This window comes from Vibrio coralliilyticus ATCC BAA-450 (genome assembly GCF_000176135.1).
Lineage (GTDB): Bacteria > Pseudomonadota > Gammaproteobacteria > Enterobacterales > Vibrionaceae > Vibrio > Vibrio coralliilyticus.
In genome coordinates, this window is record NZ_ACZN01000015.1 from 273746 (window position 1) to 295334 (window position 21589).

Sequence of the window (21589 nt, forward strand, 5' to 3'; positions counted from 1 at the left end):
TTAAGCCCTCGCACTCAGCGCTAACACCGGCGTCAGTCTCGAAGCTCGTCTTGCAGGGAAGTAAGACGCCATTAACGCTAATACCACGGTGACCAGTAATGACAACGCAATCGAGTCAGGGGTAATCACTGGCGAACCAATCCACTCTGGTAATGCAACAGTGCCCAATAGCGCCACCAGCGCAAACGAGATCATTAACCCCATGGCAGTTCCAACGGCGACCAGTATCAACCCCTCAATGATAAACTGGCTCAGTATTGACACCTGTGTTGCCCCTATCGCCAATCGCACACCGATTTCTCGGGTTCGTTCAGTGACCGAAAGGAACATAATGTTCGCTACACCAAGTGCCCCCACCGCCATTGTCATTGCACCGCTGGCTCCAAGAAATATTTGAATCCCGCGAAGAATACCGCTTATCACAGCTGCTCCCTCACTAAAGTCAGGCAAACGCACCGCATCCTTATCACTTGGGTCAAAGTGGAGCTGCTTAGCGTAAAAGCGCACAATACTCTCTCGGAACGAGGCAGAGTCCATACCATCTATCGGTTTCATCAACAGCATCCAAGGTTTATCGTTCCATAGATCGCGATAGGTGGTTTGCGGGATGAAAACTCTGCGGCTATCACCAAAAGAAATACCGGTGTCTTCGTCGCTGAGTACACCAATAACCAAGAAAGGAATGCCATTAACTTTGACCTCCTCACCAATCCCGATACCACCCATTTTGGCAATCTGATCGCCCAGCACTGCAACGCGAGTGTGGCTCGCAATGTCACTCGGTGAAATATTGCGGGAACCCGTCTGAAGTTTCCGCTCTGCAAGAGCAAAGTAAGCAGGGTCAATCCCACTCACGGCGCGAGCTAAATTTTGTCCTTTGATATTCGTGACACTGGCATCCCACTTGGCATACACGGACGCAACTTCCTTAACAAAGCCCGACTGCTTAATCATCTCGACTTTATCTTGTGGAATATCGATTTCACGACGCGATGGTAATCCTTGCCAAGGCTTACTGGTTTGAGACGGGAAAACCACCTGCACGTTGTTCACCATAAATGAAAAAGACTGGCTTTGATGACGGTAGAATCCTTCCCCAAGTGCAATCAGCACCACCACAGAGATAACACCCCAAGCGATCGCAATAATGGCCAGAATGCTTTTCATCCGATGCGCGATCAGAGTCTGCCAGGTTTGCTGAAGCAAGCTAATCATGAATGAAAGGCCTGAGAAATGAGGGCCATCGTATTGTCGTCGAGCTTACCAGCCGTTTGCAGCAAACCAACGCGTTGACGCCAGTAGTTGTAGAGGTTGTTTTGCAAACTGTTCTTCGCATCAAACAGATTGTTATGAGCATCAATTACTTCCGATGCTTCGAGAAGTCCAGCATCGTAGAGCTTTTCCTTACTGCTCAACACCTTAGCACGGGACTCAACCACCTCATTGGCCATCAGAACCTGATTCCAATTGATGTCGACCTGAGTAAACTGCTGGACAATGCGTTTCTGAATATCAATTTCAACCCTGCGCAAGTCCTGCTTAGCACTCAATATATTCAGAGACGCTTCGTCCACCTTAGCGCGCGTCGCACCGTTGAGGTCAATCGGCACGCTCAAGGTTAGCCCGGCATTAAACTCTCCGTTAGAATATTTGTCATCGTCGCTGTAGCCAAGATTACCCTTTACCGTTGGGTAATAGCCGCCTTTGGCTGATTGGCGTGCGAACTCGCTGGCTTTGACCTTTTGTGCGGCAACTAACAGCTCTGGGCTACTGTCTTTCGCCAACTTAAGCCATTGTTCTTGGGACTCAACCAACATCGGAGGCTGAATCAGGTTATCGGTTCGAATTTGGTCAACATGCTCAGGCATCTGGTTGATGAGCGCCCCAAGCTCAGCTCTTTTTTCTTCTAGCTTAGCCTGCGCGCTGAGGATTCCCGCTTTATCGGTCACCAGAGTGGCTCGAATTTCTTCAACGTCAATCGATTTGACTTTACCCGCCTGGTAACGTTTTTCGATAATCTTCAGCAGCTTATTACCTTCTTCCAGCTTATTTTTTGCCAGTAGAAGGTCACCTTGCGCACTAGCGACATCAAGATAGGTCGCCAATAGCTTCTGGGCTAATTCATTATGAGCCTGAGATAGCTCCAGCTCCGTTCGCAGATAGTTTGCTTGTGCTTCATCTAAGTCAGACCAAAGACTGCTGTCCCATATTGTTTGGGATAACGTCGCACCATAGGTATTGGTGTTATCACTGTCTTCATTCCAGTTTGATGATGCAGTCGCACTTAAAGATGGCAACAACGAGCTGCGGCTGGAAGCTACACCTGTTTCACTGATCTGGACGCCAATCTTGGCTTTTTCGTAATCGGGATCACTCTGTTTCGCTTGCTTCCAAGCTTGTTCAATCGAAATGGCATAGCTGGGGAAACTCAAGATTGCAGCCAGCAATGCACATCCAAAGTATGAGAGATGATGTTTAGCCATGGGCGGCTCCCATCATACTGTTATCGATAATATCTTCACCGAGCTCAACGCCTTCCAATACTTCAACGTTGATTCCGTCTGACAGACCAAGCTTGACCTTCTGCTTGTGGAAACCTTGCTCTGAACTATCCGGGATCAGCACATTTGGCGTGTCCCCTTCAAATTGCAGTGCACGCTCTGGCAAAGTCAGTACATTTTCAGATTTTTTGAGCGTGATCTTTGCTGTAGAAGAGAATCCCGAACGTAATGTAACGTCTTGTGGAATTTTCAGTTCCCCAACTTCCACTTCAAAGCCATTATCGAAGCTCTTTACTGTCGATGTATCCTCTGGTGAATTGAGGTTCTCCGATTGAATCGCTACCTTAGTTAAGACCCCTTCGATTTGTACATCAGGGTATGGTGCTACCGTCAGTAGAACTGGCATTCCCGGTGTTAATTGCGCAGCGTCGTGCTCACTCACGCTGCCTTTGAAAATAAGGCTGTTCATGTCTGCGAGAGACATCATTTCTGTCGCAGCCTGACTCGACTCAGTTGAAATGATCGGTTCGCCTACTTCCACTTTTCGGTTCAACACTGTGCCATCAATCGGCGCATAAATGGTCGAAGTCAGACGAGCATCACCGATGGATGCCTCACCGCTTTGAATCAACTCAAGGTTTTGACGTTTTTGCAGCACTGCAGCTTGTGCTGATTTCACTTCCGATCGCGCGCTAACGTAATCATCGTAGTTGCTTGGAATAATGTCTTGCTTAACTAAGCTCTCTAAGTTCGCTAGCTTTTGCTTAGCCGACTCCAACGTTGCTTCACTGCTCATCAGCTCTGTTGAGGCATCGGTTAACGCTTGTGGTGTAGGGTTGGGACGAACTTTTATCAGCGGCTGTCCTTGCTTTATGTTTTCTCCGACCTGCGCATAAATCTCCCCAACAATACCGTCGATCTGAGACTTAATGGAGACTGAATGCGCTGGGACAATTTTACCCACCGCTACGGCTTCCTTCTCAATGGTGCCTTTCTCCACTGCCAAAGTAGGAAACGCCTCTGGCTGAGCAGAGGATTGCAGATAAAAATACGTGCCACCGCCGAGCAGCGCGATGCTCGCAGCAGACAAGAGCCAACGTTTAGCCATGCTTTACTTCCAATGATTTTTATATGTAGCCATCTGACTACCCTGAGATTATTAAGTTCCGAAAATCATACAGCGTACTGAAGCGTGAAATACAGTCACAGTTTGTATGAGTTTGTAGGCCCGTTCTGACAATAAAAAAAACGGCCTAAGTAATACACTTAGGCCGGTCTACAGGACAGTAAATTAATCTAAATTTATTCTGACAATTTATGAACGCAGTTTTTCCGCAATTTTCCGGCCTTGCTCTTGGCCATGTTCTACCAGAGCGCCTTTGTAATCTGACTTAAAGAAGCTACCATCGACACAGCCAGATTGTTCAATCATCGGCGCCTCAGAAAAGCTCACTCGAGTATCAACAATTTGCTCGCCATTAACGTTATACATCGCATAGTGCATGGCGGATTTGGTGTAACAACCACCGCCTATCAGAAGGCTTTTTGAGTCCGTCGCGTATCCGGTATCGCTCACTAAAATAACGGCATCAACATTCAAAGCACGAGCGACTTTACTCGCCCACAACTTAAACTCTTCTCGATCTTGGTAACTCATCACTTCAGCGTGACCATGAGGCAGGCCAAGATTAACGTAACCCGCAGGCACTGCAGCATGTCGGCGAATCGAACGCTCCATTGTCATATGCTGAGAACTGGCTAATTTTAGGCTCAACTGCTGATACTCAGTGTTATCTGCCACTTGCTGTGGCGTGAGGTATTGCCAGCCCGTTTCATCACTTAACTCACTGAGCATTGCAACCAAAGAGATGTCCGCGGCTTCTTGCCCGTCGATCTGTTTTTGAACGTGAGAAGTTGAGTCCATCATATTCACGACTTTCTTTGCCGAGCCATCCAACAATTGGCTCGCCATGGATAACGCATCAAATGCCATGACTTGTTTGTCCTCGGAAATATCCTCTGGATCTCTGACATCACGTACAATGGTCTCCGGAACGGAATACATCACAACCGCGACTTTCTTCACCTGAGCAAGCTCGGTCTGGTTAATCACGTTACGTGTACACCCTTGTATCATTACCACTGCACTGACCAATGTCAGTAGAACACTCTTCTTCATCACACCCTCAATTCATTCTTAACCGTATAAAGTGAGGTTAGTGTCCAAGTAAGCTGCAACAACTACAAATAACGAATCAACACAAAACAAAATGGATGTTTAATTTACATTTAAGAGTTTGAATTTAAGACATAAATAAATTTATCGTTTTTAACTTTTTGTCTTTTTTGACATTTAAAATCTGGGGCGGGCGCGACCAAAAAGCGCCAAACATAAAATAGGGATTATCATTTCTCGACTCAGCATCTCATTTATTAGAAAAGCGCTTAAATGTTTTGCACCCAAGCATCATATAAAACCAGTTGCACTTATGATTTCAGCAGCATATCACTACTCTACACACGCAATTTTTTCCCCAATCAATTGAAAAATAATTACAAAGGTGAAGTATGCGTAACGTTAATTTACTTATGCTGTTTCCAATGGCTTTCGCTTCTCAAGCTGCCAACGTTGTTGACTACTCTCAAGTTGACCTTTCCCAAGTCCTTAATCCGCCGACAACACGGGCATTTTCAGCACCCAATCAGCCGCTGGCTTATCAAGATGCTAGCCGTGTGAAAGCTGGCCCGCAGACACTGCTTCGAAAGCAACAGTTACACTATGGTGTCCCGGTTTACGGCCAGTCTTTAGTCGCACAAGTTTCCGCCCAAGGTACAGTGACACCTGTTGACGGAAAGGTCCTAACAGGCATTGATGCCGATATTGGCTCTACCTTACCTATGCTCAACGCAAAGCAAGCGATAGAGCTGGCAAAAGGCAATAGCCAAGGCTTTGCTTCTCAAGCGATTCGCGATCCAAATGCTGAACTAATGATCTGGCAAGATAAGCAACAGATCGCTCGTTTGGTCTACAAAGTCGACTTTATTCAGATGCATGGTATGGGGCCTTCAAGGCCGATTACTTTAGTCGATGCTAAGTCCGGTGACGTGCTTGACCGGTGGGAAGGGATTGCTTTCATTGAAGCGGAAGGGCCTGGTGGTAACCGCAAAAGTGGTCGCTACTACTTTGGACCTAAAACGCAATACGGCGGCTTTGAAGTTAACCAGTATTGCCAAATGGACAGCCCAAATGTCGTCACACTCAATATGAACAACCAGCAATACGGTGGGCAAGTTCATCAGTTTGACTGTAACGTCAATAACTACCGTAGCGTGAACGGGGCCTACGCTCCAATGAATGACGCACACTATTTTGGTCAACGCGTTTTCGATATGTACATGGATTGGTTAAACACCCGACCTATTCAGCAGAAACTGACCATGCGTGTTCACTATGGCTCTAACTATGGCAATGCATTCTGGGATGGTCGTCAGATGACCTTTGGTGATGGTAACCAGTCAATGTATCCACTGGCCACGTGGGATGTGATTGCGCATGAAGTCAGCCACGGCTTTACAGAGCAGAACTCTGGACTGGAATACCGAGGTATGTCGGGTGGGATGAATGAGTCCTTCTCTGATGTAGCTGCGGCGGCACTCAGCCAATACGTTCATGGCAGCTTCAACTGGAAAATGGGCGAACATGTCATGAAGTACTCCGATGCCATGCGTTACTTCATTCAGCCAAGCAAAGACGGCGTCTCCATTGACCATATCAACCAGTATTACAATGGTATCGACGTCCACCACAGCTCCGGTGTGTTCAACAAGGCGTTTTACCATCTCGCGATCAGCTCAAACTGGGACATCAAAAAAGCGTTCATCGCCTATGCCACCGCTAACCAACTTTACTGGCGACCAAACTCTGATTTTCAACAAGGCGCTGAAGGTGTTTGTAAAGCGGCTCACGAACTGGGATACGACACTTCCGCGGTGAACAACGCATTCGCTCAGGTGGGTATTCAGGTGACACAGTGCGCTTCTGGGAAGCCAGATCCTGAGCCGACACCTAACCCCGATATCGTAAGCTTACAAATCAATATTCCAAGTGCGATTGAATCAGCGGGTAATGACGAGCAACACTTTGTGTTGAAGAATGCACCAGCTGAGGATATCTGGGTACAAACCTATAACGGCTATGGCAATGTTGATATGTATGTCGCGATCAATCGTCCTGCTTCACTGTCGGATCATGACTGTGCTTCCACCAACCGCGATAACAACGAATACTGTGGTTTTAGCGGTGTTGGTGATGCCGATGTTTATGTGATGGTCACAGGTGCGCGTAGCTCCTCAGATGCCTATGTTGGCGTTAGTGCCTATCTCGAAGAACCGACGCCAGAACCACAGGACTTGTGCGCCAACTTAGAAGAATGGTCACCTTATTACTATTACCCACAAGGCACCGAGGTGCAGTCCTACGGGAACCGCTTTATCGCAACCCAAACTAACTGGGGAGCCGATCCTTACAGTTACTACTGGTACTGGTCATTTGAAGGCAGCTGCCTGCAATAGTCGAATGAAAAAAGAGCCCGCACGCGGGCTCTTTAGTAAGGAGAGCATTGTTATTGTTTTAGTGATTTATTTCCAAGACCACTGACTGCCATTGACGTCAGCTTGGACCAACCAACTGTTGGAGTTCCATTTCAGCGCGTTATCTAGACTATTTTTAAGCTGGCCATTTTCCATTCGCCATGTCTGATTTGGACGCTGGCTACAAGTTTCCATAGTGATGCTTGAGCCTTGCTGATCCAGACATAGACCAGGTGCTACCTTGCTGATCATCTTACCTTCAGTCGTTAGTTGCCAAAGTTGGTTGTCACCGCTGTGACAACTCCAGCCGTATACTCGAGCTCCCGGAGTGGCGGAACTTCCTTCAACGTCCAGACACTGGCTACCTTGAGTGGCAATTTGTTTCCATTGCTCTGCTGGTTTTTCATCGCCTGAAGCCGCACTAAACAAAGCTGAAACAACAGAAGTCATAGGTTGAGTATAACGAGACGCTTTGGGCGCTCTATCTTGCCAGCTCTGTGGAACTGACTGAGTCACATCCCATTCGCCACTGCCATCGTAGTAGGACTTCGCTACCGCTTCAGGGGTTGGTGTCCAAAGGAAATCAGGGTGACGATTCTGATACCACTCGCCTCCGATCACATTGCCCTGCGCATCCAATTCCAAATCGTAGTAATACGTTACTCGCGATACGCCATCAAGCTTTGGCTTGTCGTAGTTTCGATGAGTTGGATTCGTCTCTACCATATAATCAACAACCATCTGTACACCAACAACTGAGACAGCACGTGATGCACGATACTGGGTGAACTTATCTTTTTTGTAGTCCGCCATCGCAATGGTCACATCGGCTGGATTGCCTGATGAACGATTAGTCTCTGGGTTAAAGTACTTAACCTGATAGCCAAGGATCGGCTGGTTCCAGACTTGGTAATCATATGTCGCATCCATAATCATACTACGACCCGTAATACCGATCTGGTTGAGTACAGATAAGTGCCAACTTGCTGGGTTGTTGTCCACACAGTCAGGTTCGATAACACGACCATTTTCGTCTTTTTCAGGGTTCTGAATATTACAGCGACCACCAATAAAACGTGTATTGAACGGCGCTTCAGCCCAAAGTAGTGTGCCTAGAGCTTTAACGTCTGACGGATAGAACTTAAGCATCTCTCCATTGGCATCAGGTACCGTAATCGACTTTTCAGGACGAGGAAGCATGTAAGCCGCCGCAGCCCAGCCATGGCAAAGTCCCATCCAACGCTCTACTTTACCCTGAGATTCATAGTAACCTTTACCTGAGTCCCACGAACGCTTGGTCAGCGTGAAGTTTTTATCCCCGACCAATAAGTCATACTTCTCTGCCGGAGAAAGTAAGTGGCGCTGCTCGCTTGAGTAGCTATCCAACGGTTTGATGGTATGTGAAAAATCGTAGTATTCCTGCCAGTCTGACGCATAAAGTTCACGGTCAGAATAACGCCAAGCGGCTGCGCCGGAGTACAAAGGCCAGTAAGTATCAGACCAAGGCTGAACGTCCAGATATTTTGAATCTGGTGCCGCACTATCCAATTCAACCAGATTGCGAATCAGTGCGTTACCCACATCAACCAGACGCGCTGGGTTATCGTTGTTCAGGTTTGCTGAAAATCGAGGAGCAATGACTGGCTCTGCTCTCTCCATAACCGTTTCACGCATTTGATCTCTGAAGCGCTCAAGCTCTTCAGCACTCATGGTTTGATATTCGTCTCCTTCTTTCTCTGGTAACGCATCCATGACTTTTTGCGGATTGGCGTGAAACGCCGTCATAAATGCATCTATGCGTGCATTGTCCGCAACAGCGGTCAAAGGCACCGAGATAGACAACAAGGTGATGATTTTTTTCATTATAAAGCTCTACGTTGTTAGTTTTTATGTTCTATAAGCCAGAGTGATACCTCGACTCTGGGCGGCACGTAGAGTGGTGATCTTTGTTCCGCAAATCAATCGTGAAAATCAACCAAACATCAGAACCGTGAATGGTTCCAACAAAAAGCAGTCTAGGTACTTCAGTGTTTATCTAGAGCGATTTTTATTTATATATGAGAAGGTTATTTGCAATACCCTATTTCTGTTAACTTTGTTGCGTCGATAAAAAATGCCCGCACAAGGCGGGCATATCGATAACTTGGTTAAATTTTACTCTTCGTTGAGCAAATCTAAGAAAAAGGCGTATTCAAGTGCGTCTTCTCGTAAACGCTTAAAGCGACCAGATGCGCCACCATGCCCCGCCTCCATGTCTGTTTTAAACAGCAGCACATGATCGTCCGTTTTCAGTTCTCGCAATTTCGCCACCCACTTCATTGGCTCAAAATACTGAACTTGAGAATCATGCAGGCCTGTTGTCACTAACATGTTCGGGTAGCTCTGCGCTTTGACGTTGTCGTACGGCGAGTAGCTCAGCATGTAATCGTAGTATGGCTTGTCATTCGGATTACCCCATTCATCGTATTCATTGGTTGTCAGGGGAATAGATTCATCCAACATGGTTGTAACTACGTCCACAAACGGGACATGAGCACCAATGCCTCGATACAGCTCAGGCGCTTGATTTATAACGGCTCCCATTAACAAACCACCCGCCGATCCACCGACCGCAAACACTTTGTCTTTCGCACCATAACCAGCTTCCGTTAAGCCTTTGGTAACATCGATAAAGTCATTGAAAGTATTCTGTTTGGTCAGTTTTTTACCGTCTTCATACCAAGGTCTTCCCAACATTTCAGAGCCACGGATATGCGCTATCGCATAGACGAATCCGCGATCCAGCAAGCTCAAACGCGCTGAACCAAAAGTAGGATCGATCGTATGACCATATGAACCATAACCGTATTGGTAGATAGGATTGGTGCCATCTTTCTTGAACTTATCCTTACGATAAACCAACGAAACTGGCACTTTCTTCCCATCTCGAGCGGTGATCATAATACGTTCAGATTGGTAGTTATCGGCATCAAAATCACCAAGTACTGGCGTTTGCTTCATGATTTCCGATTCACCTGACTCGAGGTCGAAATCGTAATACGTCCCCGGCGTCGTCAGGCTACTGTAGTAAATACGAACCTTTGAATTATCGAGCTCTCGGTTGCCAGTCATGTAAGCCGCAAACGCTGTGTCGTTAAAGGCTAATGGAAACTCCTTGCCCGTCGAAAGCTGACGCACCTTAACCGTGGTTAAGCCGTCTTTACGCTGCTCATAAACTAAATGGTCTTCAAACAGCGTAAAATCGACCAGTTGAGTTTTATCATCCGCGGCTATCACTTCCTGCCATTTCGAACGGTCATGCATCTGATCCTTATGCACTTTCATTAAACGAAAGTTCACAGCCTGATAGTTGGTGTAGATAAAATACCAGTCGTTCAGCTTAGCGATGCTGTACTCAATGCCTTCCTCTCTCGGGTAGAAAGGTTCAGCCTTGGCTTTAGGATCATTGGCGTCAATGACAGACACCCCACTTGTCTCTGTACTTGAGTGGAAGATGTAAACTTGTTCGCCGTCTTTACTCTTGCCTAAAGACATGTAATACGCGCTGTCATCTTCTTGGTAAATCAGCTCATCACTGCTTTGTGGAGTACCAAGCACATGACGATAGACCTGGTAGCCCAACAAGGTTTGAGGATCTTTCTTGATGTAGTAAAAAGCTTGATTGTCATTTTGCCAAGCCACACCGCTCGATGCCCCTTCGACTTCATCTTTGAGGTATTCGCCTGTGGCAAGGTCTTTGACTCTAATCGTGTAAATTCGGCGGCTTAGGGTATCTTCACCGTACGCCAGTAAATTCTCATTTGGGCTAACGTACAAGCCACCCGTACTGAAAAATTCGTGCTCTTTCGCCAGCTCATTGACGTCTAAGATAACGGTCTTATCCGTCCCTGAGAAATCTTTGGCGCGCTGGTAGATAGGGTACTCATTGTCGCCAGAGACTTCGTTCGAATAGAAATAACTCCCTTCTCTTACAGGAACTGAACTGTCATCTTTTGCAATACGCCCTTTGATCTCTTGGAATAGTTTTTCCTGTAGCTGTTCAGTGTGCTTTAACACCGAATCCGTGTATTGATTTTCTTTTTCGAGATGCGCCAAGATCTCAGGATCTTTTCGCTCATCGTCACGCATCCAGTAGTAGTTATCTATACGGCGCTCACCGTGATTATTAAGCGCATAGGGTTCTTTCTTGGCCACAGGAGCCGGAACTTGCTGAACCGCCAGTTCTAATTGAGAAGGTTGAGCCACAGTTTGAACTCCTTGAGAACTGCACCCGGCAATAAGCGCCACAGATACAGCTAATGTAGTTAAGGGAAAACGCATCTATCGATCCTTAAAAGCGTCCATCAAGCTGAAGTAGTCCACTCAGTGAACGCGTCTGTAAAACAGCCTAGATAGTGAAACACTACTGTTATAAAACTCAGCAACGAGCCACCAATATCTTATATTTAACAAACAGTTACGCTATCAAACATACATTCAAGGTTCAAATAGTACGAAGAGTTATTATGTCGAAAGTGAGCAATCACTGACAAGATAAAATTGGGCAGGCGTAGGGCTTAATTCCGCAAATACACATCATTTTTGACGCCCATCGGTTAGGTTACTGTGCTATTTCCTAGCAGAAACCATAAGTTGGTCGGTAAAAATATCTCATAGACGAAATTCATACGCCTCAAAGCGAACTTGTTAACTGCTGACTAACTCTAAAGTCGCTGTAACATTTCAGCTTTTATAAAGATATTTTATCTATTCACATCAAAAAGTTAGTGTATTAACTCTACATTTGATATGAATATTAATAATCATTACCGAGAATGAATAAATGAAAATTAATAACTATTAATGATCATTGGCAAGCATTCATTTTCTTCTCGCCATAGAGTTCGAAAAAGCAACCAAGTGCATATGGGTAGTTTTATCTATAACACAAGACGTGCTGACAAGAAGAATTCACAACAACGAGGCGAGAAGAAAAACTATGAAATTAAACAAGCTTTTATTGGGCATGACATTTTTGACAGGCAGCGCATGGGGTGCAGTGGATAGCAATCACTGTAACCCGTTAGCGAGCGATTCATGCGGTTTACCATGGCCAAGCAATCAGGCGTTTGCAAAAGAGGATAGCCAATCAGAAACAGGGCTTCGTATTAACATCAAGAATGCGGTGTTTTCCGACATCTTTGTCCAAGAACTCCCAAAGAGCTTTACCCCTGAAGATATTGTCAATGGTAAAACCGGATTCTCAGTGGCGGCTCCGGTGCTTTTTGAATTTCCCCAACCATTTGATGAATCCAGCTTGCCTGAAGATGGTGGCAACACCGTTCAGGTTTTCGACTTCAGCACCGACCAAAAAGTGCCTGTTGCTCCTTTATCGAGCAAGCCAGCGGATGTCAAAGACCACGATAGCCACGTACTTTCAGTCTACCCAAGAGCAAGATTTAACTATGGCAATACACACATTGCGGTGGTCACTAACAAGCTAAAAAGTGAAAGCGGTGAGCACTTTCATCCTTCCAAAGGGGTGGAACAAGCACTGAGCCAAGATGGATCAGAGCTATCCAATTTCTACGAACCTTACATTGAGTATCTCGAAACTAAAGGCATCGAAAGAGAGGAGATTCTTTCTCTGACAGTTTTCACCACTGTTACCAAGGATGACGCAACAAAGCAGTTCGCACCATTAAAGGAGCAAGTGCTTCAGTCAGCACCAAAGGTTGAATTTGACTGGGATAACTCTGGCTATGTGCATGACAGCAATGAAGTGGTCTATTCGCTCAAGGGACGCATGCTGTCTCAAGACTTCCGAGACAAGCAAACAGGCCGAATCACCGATAAAGCACGTGATGTCTGGCTAGATTTTACTATCTTATTTCCTAAAGACGCGCTATCACACTCAACCCCTGTTGTTATTTACGCACACGGGCTTAATGGCGACCAATCAGATGCCAGCTTCGCTGCCGCGCCGGCGCTTGAAGATGGTCATGCTGTTATCGCCATTGACTGGGTATGGCATGGCTCCAGAGCGGAGGATGATTCTGGGCACGTTGGTTCAATCATGACCCCGGAAAATGCAGCCAGCCTGCCAGGTGGTGCTGTGCAAAGCAACCTAGATATGCACACTCTCCTCAATGCAATCAATACATCTTTGCAAGAGCTGGACTTCTTACCTTCGCCCGATGGTGTGCCTGACTTAGATAAGACCAAGATAACTTTCCTTGGAACGTCTCTCGGCACGATTCTAGGACACGGATTCCTTTCAACCACCTCTGGTCAAGGTTTGAATGGCGGCTTCCTGCAAGTCCCCGGCACAAACTTTAGTCGTATTCTCACCAACTCAGTTACTTACACCTCTAACTCAGTATCTTGGCAGGGAGTCGTACCTGAATCTGCCACGGGATCAGAAGCCTCACTTTTCTGGTCTATGATGCAGACAGAGTTTGAAATCGGCGAAGGCGTTAGTTATTTGGAGGATAAGGTCACTCCAATAGGCATGGTATATGGCTTAAAAGACAGCTTTGTACCACCATACACAGGTGAAGCACTGGTGGAATTGGGTAATCTTCCATTGATTGAGCCCGTCCTTGAAACACGCGAGCATCTAGAAACCGCACCTGACTATCGCTCCGGAGATGGTGCACTACAGCTAGACGGGGATCACTTGATCTTCATGAAAGAAGAAGCCATTGAAAGCTATAAACATTGGTTACTATCAGTAACTAACGCTAACCCTTTGCCTAGATACGATTACGTCTTCCCTGAAAGCTTAGAAAGCTATCAAGCTGGCACTCAGGTGCTTCAGGAAAAAGATGGCAACATTTACCAATGTCTGGATGGTCAAGCCAGCGGCTATTGTCAGCAGTGGTCAGAATCTGCCAATCAATATGAACCGGGCGTCGGCTTGTATTGGGAAATGGCGTGGAAACTGGTTCCTTAAGTCAAATGGCCTAATCATAGTAACAAAAGGCTGGAGGGGTAACACTCCAGCCTTTGCTGAAGTTTTCTAGTGAATAGACTTTAATCTGCCAGCTTCAAAGGATTAGATTCAAATGGAAGGTAGCGCAGAGAGAACAGTACAGATGCGTGACAAGGTGTCTGCTTCATTACTGCTTGAAACTGGTCGAGATTGAGTTTCCGTGCAGAAAACCCATTTCCTTCTTGCTGAACAAAAATTTCGTTGATGATTCCTATGTCGCAGCCTAGCTGCTGAGCATATTCAACCCAAGTTTCATCATCTAACAGTTGGGTTCCCCGACCGTCCTGAAGCAACACTTTAAGACCCAGCCCAGTTAAATCTTGCAACCAATATTGGGTTTCCTTTGGTGACATGGCACCAGACAAGTACACACTGATCATTAAAGGAATGTCATATTGTTTTACGTGCTGCTGCAACAAGTACTCAAGCTGTTTTCGCTTTTCTTTTGTATCAAAGTCGTAATCACTCAGCTCCATCGGGATGTACAGCCCCGCGACACCATGTCGATGACGCTCAACCCACGAGTGCCATCGTTGATAATTAGCGCCCAGCTCCTCAAAGTAGCTTTGAAGATAACGATTTTGCTGCTGCGCAGTGCTGTGAATACTCTGAAAATAGTCAGGGTCAGCATACAACCCTAACCAGATCTTGGAGCCTTGCTCTATCGTCGATTCAAGGCGCGCCGCCAGCCAACCTTGCCGACCACCAAAGGCTTCCTCACCGTATTGATTCCACTGCACCACCAGCGAACGGATGCCAACACGCTCCACTTCAGAGAGCAGTGTACGCCACTTCTCAGGGGAGACAGGTTTATCTCGACTCAGCGGCTGATAAAAAATCCCTTTATCTTCTTGCGCATCATGTTGACAGGCACTTAAGCTGAATAACGTCAGAAGTACGAAGAGAAACGCAAGATAAGCGTATCTCCGCTGTCCTGATAGCCAGTGTTGTCGATAATGTGTTGCCACTCTAACCCTACCTCTGAAGAGACGGCATAGCCGTCATAATTGCTATCTTTCCATTCCCACGTGAAACTGACACCAGCGCCTGCGCGGGTGTCTTCAAATTTGCTGTGATTCGTTTCGCTCTGTCCCCATTGAGCAAACACATAAGGTGTCACGCGTTGGCGATTTTCTGCTGCCACTTTAAATGTTCTACCTACATCGTAACGGGAGTATAACGAGTATTCGTCACTGCCATCCAAGTCGTACAACGCGTCAACGTAGAGTTGCTGAGTCAGCCAGTTGTCTTTATCCGCTTTCCACGCTTTAGACCAATCATCATTAGAAAATACATCGGCGCTTAATCTCAAGTAAGGCTTAGTGTCATCGTTGTCTGAATTTAGTCCCTGCTTTACCCCGAGCTTTAGAAAATAACTCCACTCTTGCAGCGGCTTTATCTGAACCCCGATATCAAGCTCACTTGATGTCCAATTGTCGTTATCAGAGTCATATTGACCACTATGTAAACCAGAAATACTAAAGGCAGTTTCGAGAGAGTTTTCTGTATCGAAGTAGTACTTTGCGTCTTCATAAAGGAAGAAATCTCCTGTCTGATCGGAGTATCCCGGAACAGCGGAGCCTCGGCTTTCACCAATCCAGCCTGCGACCGCAAACTTCCATCCTAAATTCAGATCACGATGAGCTGCCTGAAAATACTCCCTCTGCTCATCGCTAATTTTTGGCTCTTGTATCGCTTGCTGGTAAATGTCTTTACCCTGCGATTTATCGCCATTTCGTATTGCAGCGGAGGCGTATTCAGCCAAAACAGACGCATCATGACTGTAGGGCGCAAACTTCACCGCATTGGCAAATAGCGGCTTTGAAATCTCAGGATAGGATTTGGCCAAAGCGTACCCCACCGCCGCACTCATTCCACCTTGCTGGTCATGTTCAATCACGGTTTGCTCTAATGTCTTTAAACCACGCACATCGTCAGACTCACTGTAAGTAAGCGCTAAACTGCGTGCTAACTCCGCTGAGCCAACCTGTTTAATCGCCTGCTCCGTTCTCGCTCTGGCTACTGCGCCATCATCCATCTTGTTGGCAATGGCGACATCTAGCTCCCACCATGCCAAAGATTCAGAATCAGCCAACGTTAACCACTCTGCATTGGCTTGGCTTACATCCCCCACTTTCAATAATGTTTCGACATAATCGAGCTGGTCAAAAGGCGTCATGACGGATTTTCCGGCGATCAGCCAATAGGTTTTGGCGCCTTGAAAATCCTGACCTTGGTGGAGCCATCGGGCAACCACTAGTGCATCTTGTGCTGAGACCTGATCTGAGAGTGTGCCAAGATAAGTATGAGCCGCTTTGATCGGTTGCTTGGCACTTTGACAATAGGCAAGCGCCTGCGCAGCAAAGTCAGATCGAACGTTTGTATCCAGTTTCGAACACTGTTGCTGTTCAAACCAAATCGAAGGTGCGATTGGATACTCACTTTGCTTGGAACCAACATTGGCTAAATACTCAATATCTGAGACGTGCAATGCGGAGATATCACGATAGGCCAACGTTTGTGCACGTTGAACCAAAGCCAGGTTCTGAGCAAATTCTTCAGGGTGACTCTCTATCGCATCATGATAAAGCTTGCCTTCCAGCGCCTCATCTTTCGCTAGTGCCGCGTTGTATGTGGCTAAATCAAGGTGCTTGAGGCGCTCAGAATGTTGATACAAGTATTGCCACTGCTCAGCCGCCAACAAGTACTCGCCTTGATGACCATAAGCGGTGGCAAGTGCCGCCATTTCGCTCGTATTTTGTGCATCTTTCAGCAGCGCAACCACAGCCTGCCAATCACTCTTCTCAATGTAATGATCCACCAGCAGTTTACGCCTTGTCGTTTCATACTCACGGCGCTCAAAATGCGCACCTTCAAGCAAAGAGTAAGAACTGACTTGCTGCGCGACATTCAACCAGGCTTCTGGGCTATCCATCGGGTCACAGTGGCTCATTTGTTGAAGTGCAGCTTGGTGGTCGCCCGATTTATCCAGAGCGAGTACTTGCTGCAAGCAGGCTGGAAACAACATCCCTTTGCGACGAATCAGATCCATTTGTTCGGAGCTAAGTGAACGAATGTATTCCAATTGTTTTTCCTCATCACCGGTCAGCTGAGAGGTTTTCTCTAAGGCTTCAAGAGACACTTTAGCCTGTGCCAAGCGACGGGTATTGATCTGAGATTCAGCCTGATTTTTGAGTAACAAGGCCGTCAATTGGTCATTATCTTTCTGCTTAACAAACGCTTGCGCATCCTTTTCGCGGCCTAGGTATAAAAGCGAGAGAAGATAGGTTTTGTCGTCCTCAAGCGTACTCTCTTGATTAGACTGAATTCGCTCTAGTAAAGGTAGCGATTTTTGATATTGCTTTTGCTTAAACCACTGATACGCCTCATAACGATAAACCTCCGTCGACTTATAACGATGCGGTTGAGAATCACTCCAGTGAAGCGCTGCTTTCTTGCCACGCTTGCTTTCTATCGCATAAAGATGAATCAGGTACCATCGCTTCACCTGAGGCTCAGTAAGCCCTTGGCTTAATGTGTAAAATTGATACGGTGTAAACAGCTCCGCATTAAGGGAACGTCTGGCTCTGAGTTCCAGCAGCAGCTCACCTCGCTCACTCTCTGGTAGTTGATCAATATAGGCCTCCAAATCACCGTCATGGATACCTGCTTTTACCGCCAACTGATAAGCGAACTTCATAAATGGCACATGGTCAGGTACCAGCACCATCGCATGACGCAGCTCACTCAGGGCGTCAGAAAACTGCCCTGCCGCTTCTAAGCGATAAGCTTTATCCACATAGGGGTAGACGCGAAAATGCAACGACTCCGAAAGCCCGGAATAGATTTGATCATTCAGGTGGCTATCTGCCTCTACCACTGAGCTGAACAGCAGCAATACCGCGACTAAGGCGCCAAAAACGTTAGACTTCATACAGCGGCTCCTTCTCGACACGTTGACGTATTATCAGGTCGGGAATACTGCGCTTATGATCATTCTGTAGCTTAAGCGCACGAGTGATATCCGACTCTTGCAGATACCCTTTTTCAACCAGAAACTCACCAAGGCTCATGTCGCTCACATTTTCAAACGCAAGTATCGCCTGATGTAAAACCGCTGGTTCTATTAGATGTGCAGACAGCAAACAGCTACCTAACTGGCTTTGCGTCGCGAAGTAGATGCCTTTAATTTGCTCGACAGATGCAGTGCTCAACTTACCTTCATTTATCGCGCGTTGAATCTCTGGGTTTGGGTCCACGCTACGATCATCGAGATACCAATACCGCAAGCCAAGGGTTACCGCACCATTGGTGGTGATCACCCAACGAACAGGAACGCCAAGTTTACGTTTGATGGCCGATAGCCCCACAGGGCTAAGCGCAGATTCTTTACCTAAAATCAGAACACCCTCTTCCCAACCTATTGGCAATACGGAATATTTCAATGCCATCTTTTTCGGCAGTGACTCCACTAAATAATGATCCAGCTCGAATGGCTCGACTTTGACGTATGGCATCTGACATTGTTCAGCAATCGCCTCACTCAGTTGCTCATTGCTGACTAAAGCGCTTTCCACCAAATACATACCCAAGAGTTTGTTCTTCGGCTTTTCCAGAATGACGGTTTCCAATTGTTTGCTGGATAAGTGCCCTTTCTCGACCAAAATTTGCCCGAGAGGCTTCTTGCGCTTTGCTACTGTTACCGAAGGAAAATCGTGAGTGGTTTTGTCCCATGCGACACGACGCGGATCCCCTTGCTCAATCACCTGACGAATCGCGCGTAGATTGGCCGCAAAGTTGATGACGTTGCCCCAAGCGAGTCTAACAATCGACAGCACTCCTTCGGCATAACCGTAATATCGGCTGACAAAATAAAAACGCTGGAACAGACGGTTGGCTAACAGCAGAGCATTAAAGGTTAAGATTGCGTATGTGAACGGATCATTACCAATCAATGACATAAACCGATATGCGCCTTCCACAAAGTTGCTGTAGAGACTTAAACTCACCAGTTGAATCAGCAAGAACATAGCTAAAAAGCCCGCTACGTTGCTGATCACACCGCGACGATCTCGCCATAGAAAATAATTAACGCGCCAATCGTTGGTCCATTTGTGATTCTTAAACCCCTGAAAGACAATGCCGATGATCCAGCGGCTCTTCTGCCGCACCGCGGTGGAAAAAGTGGTTGGGAAATATTCCCTGACACACACTACGCTTCCTTCACGTAAGGAAACACCAAAAGCGTCTTCTTTCAACGTCTGCAAATCTTTGTCGATCACTGGGAAGCGAACAAAAATTTCATTCATCCCCCACTGCTTGAGGCGAAAACCGATATCGTAATCTTCCGTCAGTGACTGAACATCAAACGGCAATCCATCCCCTTCGACCAAAAGTCTTAACACGGATTTACGACTGAAACAGGTTCCGACACCGGCACTCGGCACCTGACCGGCGATGGCTTCTCTGACCACAACGTCTTTGCCATGCAGCTCCGCAAACTCGTCGGCATAGTGACCCGGCGTCATTTGGTACCATTTGCGTGTATAGGGATAAACGGGAAGCTGAATCAGATCTTTGTCCGGCAACAGATAGTTGAACAGTCTTAATTCCATGGAAGAGAGAACGTCTTCAGAGTCATGGAGGATGAAGCCCGCAAACTCTAGCTTTGCCTTCTTCTCAAACTCAATAATGGATGCGATGACGTTGTTAAGGCAGTCTGCTTTGCTTGTCGGCCCCGGTCTGGCGCACACCACTTTATGCACATTGGGGTATTGCGCGCAGACTTTGTCTACGTCACTCTGCGTTTCAGGATCATTAGGGTAAGTCCCAACGAAAATCTGATAGTTTTCATAATCAAGCTGAGATGCGGCTAACTCCGCCATTTTGCCGATCACACCGTGCTCCTGCCAAGCGGGCACCATGATCGCCAAAGGTTGTTCAGGTTTCTTGTAGAGCTCTTTCGCTTCTTTACGCGAGTATTTTTTATATGTTGTTGTCTCGCGCCAGAATCGGCGCACCCAGTAATAGACATCGATAAACAGATCATCAATGCCACATACCGCCATCACTATCATAAGTACTGCCAGCAAAGCCTTTAGGCCCAGCAGGTAGAACATGAAAAAATCAAGAAAGTTCACGGCATGCCTCGCTGATCACGTGAGCAATCTGCTCCGATGCCTTGCCGTCACCAAACGGGTTGTCCTGCTGACTGAATGAACCAAGCGATAGCATCTCTAATGCGCTGGTCACGATTCTGTCTACCTTGTCGGCGCCACTCAATACTGAATAGCCTTTTGCAACGGCTTCAGGACGCTCTGTCGTTTCGCGCAGTACTACCACTCTAGTGCCAAAGGTCGGGGCTTCTTCCTGAATACCACCGGAATCGGTTAACACTAAACAGGCTTCTGCTAAACATTGTTGCAGCTCAAGGTAGTCCAACGGTTCGCTAACAGTGACTCGTTCTACGCCCTCCAAGGCCTGCAACACCTGCTGTTTAACTTGCGGATTGGGATGAACCGCAAACACAAACTCCAAGTCTGTTCGGAGTGCGGACAACTGTTTTACGGCCTGACAAATCGTGGCGATATTTGCCCAGTTTTCACGGCGATGGGCGGTCACTAACACCTTATTAGAGCGCTTTGTCTCTACCTTACCTTGCGTTAGTAGATGCACCTGAGCATCAATCGCAGTATTCCCCGTAAGGTGGATATGTTGAGAAGAAATGCCTTCTTGCACCAAAGCCTGATAAGCACCCGCGGTTGGTGCAAAGTGTAGATTTGCAATGCGAGCCACCATCTGACGATTCGACTCTTCAGGGAAAGGGTGCTGCATGTTTCCACTGCGCAGTCCTGCCTCTACATGGGCAATGATGGGCACACGTTGATAAAACGCCGCCAATGCGCCAGTGAAGGTCGTGGCAGTATCACCATGAACTAACACGGCTTTAAAAGGGTGTTGGAGTAGCAGCTCGCTGATCGAATCGATTAAGCCAGAAACCAAACCGCTGACACCATCGCCTTGAGGGCGCTGTAAGATAAAGTCAGGGCGGATAGAGAACACATCAAAGGTTTGCTCAGCCAAGGAGTCATGCTGGCCGGTATGGCACCAAACCACCAAAGAACCTTGCGCTTTAAGAGAAAAATACACCGGAGCCATTTTGATAATTTCAGGTCGAGTACCTGTCACTATCAATACGTCAGAACATACTACGTCAGTCATTTTAGCGATAACCACATGTCAAATATGCTTTATTTAGACTCTGGGCTTCCTGACCAAACTAACGTCGAGCATCCGCATTTTGCTCTCTCACGAATAAAGCATTTGATGAAATACTATAAGGGGCGCGAAGCGTAGCATGGTGATTTTCATGAAAGATAAATCATTAAAATAAACCCTCAAAAAACCTAAAAACAAAGACAGGACCACACCTTATACAGAACAATAAACCGCATAAATAATCACAAAATAACTCCAGAATTACAAAAAAAGTCACAATAAACTGCATTAATAGATTATTTATAAT

The 21589-nt window shown here is 46.7% G+C and carries 12 protein-coding genes; 2 read left to right on the forward strand and 10 right to left on the reverse strand.

Annotated features, from left to right (window positions below):
• The 4 genes from VIC_RS08660 to VIC_RS08675 form a co-directional block, all read right to left on the reverse strand.
• Positions 1 to 1215, reverse strand: a complete 1215-nt coding sequence (locus VIC_RS08660) for an ABC transporter permease (RefSeq protein WP_006959147.1) — start codon at positions 1213 to 1215, stop codon at positions 1 to 3.
• Positions 1212 to 2483 carry a TolC family protein gene (locus VIC_RS08665; protein ID WP_039951651.1) on the reverse strand — a complete coding sequence of 424 codons (1272 nt, stop codon included), beginning with the start codon at positions 2481 to 2483 and terminating at the stop codon, positions 1212 to 1214. Before VIC_RS08665 ends, VIC_RS08660 begins: the two co-directional genes overlap by 4 nt.
• Positions 2476 to 3609: an efflux RND transporter periplasmic adaptor subunit gene (locus tag VIC_RS08670; protein ID WP_006959152.1), complete on the reverse strand. Its 1134-nt coding sequence runs from the start codon at positions 3607 to 3609 to the stop codon at positions 2476 to 2478. The genes VIC_RS08665 and VIC_RS08670 overlap by 8 nt, the downstream gene beginning before the upstream one ends.
• A 207-nt stretch (positions 3610 to 3816) precedes the next feature.
• On the reverse strand, positions 3817 to 4680 hold the full coding sequence (locus tag VIC_RS08675) for a hypothetical protein (protein WP_039951653.1): 864 nt from the start codon (positions 4678 to 4680) through the stop codon (positions 3817 to 3819).
• Positions 4681 to 5069: 389 nt separating this feature from the next.
• Here VIC_RS08675 and VIC_RS08680 point away from each other — a divergent pair, with 389 nt between their 5' ends.
• Positions 5070 to 7073, forward strand: a complete 2004-nt coding sequence (locus VIC_RS08680; protein WP_006959157.1) for a M4 family metallopeptidase — start codon at positions 5070 to 5072, stop codon at positions 7071 to 7073.
• A 66-nt stretch (positions 7074 to 7139) separates the two neighbouring features.
• On the opposite strand, the gene VIC_RS08685 is transcribed toward VIC_RS08680, so the two are convergent.
• Positions 7140 to 8954 (reverse strand): ricin-type beta-trefoil lectin domain protein, encoded by a 1815-nt coding sequence (locus VIC_RS08685; protein WP_006959159.1) that lies wholly within the window; start codon positions 8952 to 8954, stop codon positions 7140 to 7142.
• A 291-nt stretch (positions 8955 to 9245) separates the two neighbouring features.
• Positions 9246 to 11411: a S9 family peptidase gene (locus tag VIC_RS08690; protein WP_039951654.1), complete on the reverse strand. Its 2166-nt coding sequence runs from the start codon at positions 11409 to 11411 to the stop codon at positions 9246 to 9248.
• 658 nt (positions 11412 to 12069) lie between these two features.
• Between VIC_RS08690 and VIC_RS26810 the strand changes: the two genes are divergently transcribed.
• Positions 12070 to 14025 (forward strand): alpha/beta hydrolase, encoded by a 1956-nt coding sequence (locus tag VIC_RS26810; RefSeq protein WP_006959162.1) that lies wholly within the window; start codon positions 12070 to 12072, stop codon positions 14023 to 14025.
• An 80-nt stretch (positions 14026 to 14105) separates the two neighbouring features.
• Here VIC_RS26810 and VIC_RS08700 read toward each other — a convergent pair whose 3' ends face one another.
• From VIC_RS08700 to wecB, 4 genes are read right to left on the reverse strand one after another with little or no spacing between them, the layout of a single operon-like run.
• A complete protein-coding gene (locus tag VIC_RS08700) occupies positions 14106 to 15032 on the reverse strand; it encodes a DUF4434 domain-containing protein (protein ID WP_080555924.1) in 927 nt (308 codons plus the stop codon).
• Positions 14954 to 17998, reverse strand: coding sequence for an NfrA family protein (locus tag VIC_RS08705; RefSeq protein WP_006959166.1), 3045 nt, complete (start codon positions 17996 to 17998; stop codon positions 14954 to 14956). Before VIC_RS08705 ends, VIC_RS08700 begins: the two co-directional genes overlap by 79 nt.
• Positions 17988 to 20204, reverse strand: coding sequence for a glycosyl transferase family protein (locus VIC_RS08710; RefSeq protein WP_157622136.1), 2217 nt, complete (start codon positions 20202 to 20204; stop codon positions 17988 to 17990). Before VIC_RS08710 ends, VIC_RS08705 begins: the two co-directional genes overlap by 11 nt.
• Positions 20191 to 21285, reverse strand: a complete 1095-nt coding sequence (gene wecB, locus VIC_RS08715; protein WP_006959169.1) for a non-hydrolyzing UDP-N-acetylglucosamine 2-epimerase — start codon at positions 21283 to 21285, stop codon at positions 20191 to 20193. The genes VIC_RS08710 and wecB overlap by 14 nt, the downstream gene beginning before the upstream one ends.
• Positions 21286 to 21589: the final 304 nt, after the last annotated feature.

Bases quoted from the DNA above. Each gene is read 5' to 3' on its own strand.
- VIC_RS08705 (WP_006959166.1), bottom strand. From the start codon at position 17,998: ATGAAGTCTAACGTTTTTGGCGCCTTAGTCGCGGTATTGCTGCTGTTC.
- VIC_RS08670 (WP_006959152.1), bottom strand. From the start codon at position 3,609: ATGGCTAAACGTTGGCTCTTGTCTGCTGCGAGCATCGCGCTGCTCGGC.
- VIC_RS26810 (WP_006959162.1), top strand. From the start codon at position 12,070: ATGAAATTAAACAAGCTTTTATTGGGCATGACATTTTTGACAGGCAGC.
- VIC_RS08665 (WP_039951651.1), bottom strand. From the start codon at position 2,483: ATGGCTAAACATCATCTCTCATACTTTGGATGTGCATTGCTGGCTGCA.
- VIC_RS08660 (WP_006959147.1), bottom strand. From the start codon at position 1,215: ATGATTAGCTTGCTTCAGCAAACCTGGCAGACTCTGATCGCGCATCGG.
- wecB (WP_006959169.1), bottom strand. From the start codon at position 21,285: ATGACTGACGTAGTATGTTCTGACGTATTGATAGTGACAGGTACTCGA.
- VIC_RS08685 (WP_006959159.1), bottom strand. From the start codon at position 8,954: ATGAAAAAAATCATCACCTTGTTGTCTATCTCGGTGCCTTTGACCGCT.
- VIC_RS08690 (WP_039951654.1), bottom strand. From the start codon at position 11,411: ATGCGTTTTCCCTTAACTACATTAGCTGTATCTGTGGCGCTTATTGCC.
- VIC_RS08675 (WP_039951653.1), bottom strand. From the start codon at position 4,680: ATGAAGAAGAGTGTTCTACTGACATTGGTCAGTGCAGTGGTAATGATA.
- VIC_RS08680 (WP_006959157.1), top strand. From the start codon at position 5,070: ATGCGTAACGTTAATTTACTTATGCTGTTTCCAATGGCTTTCGCTTCT.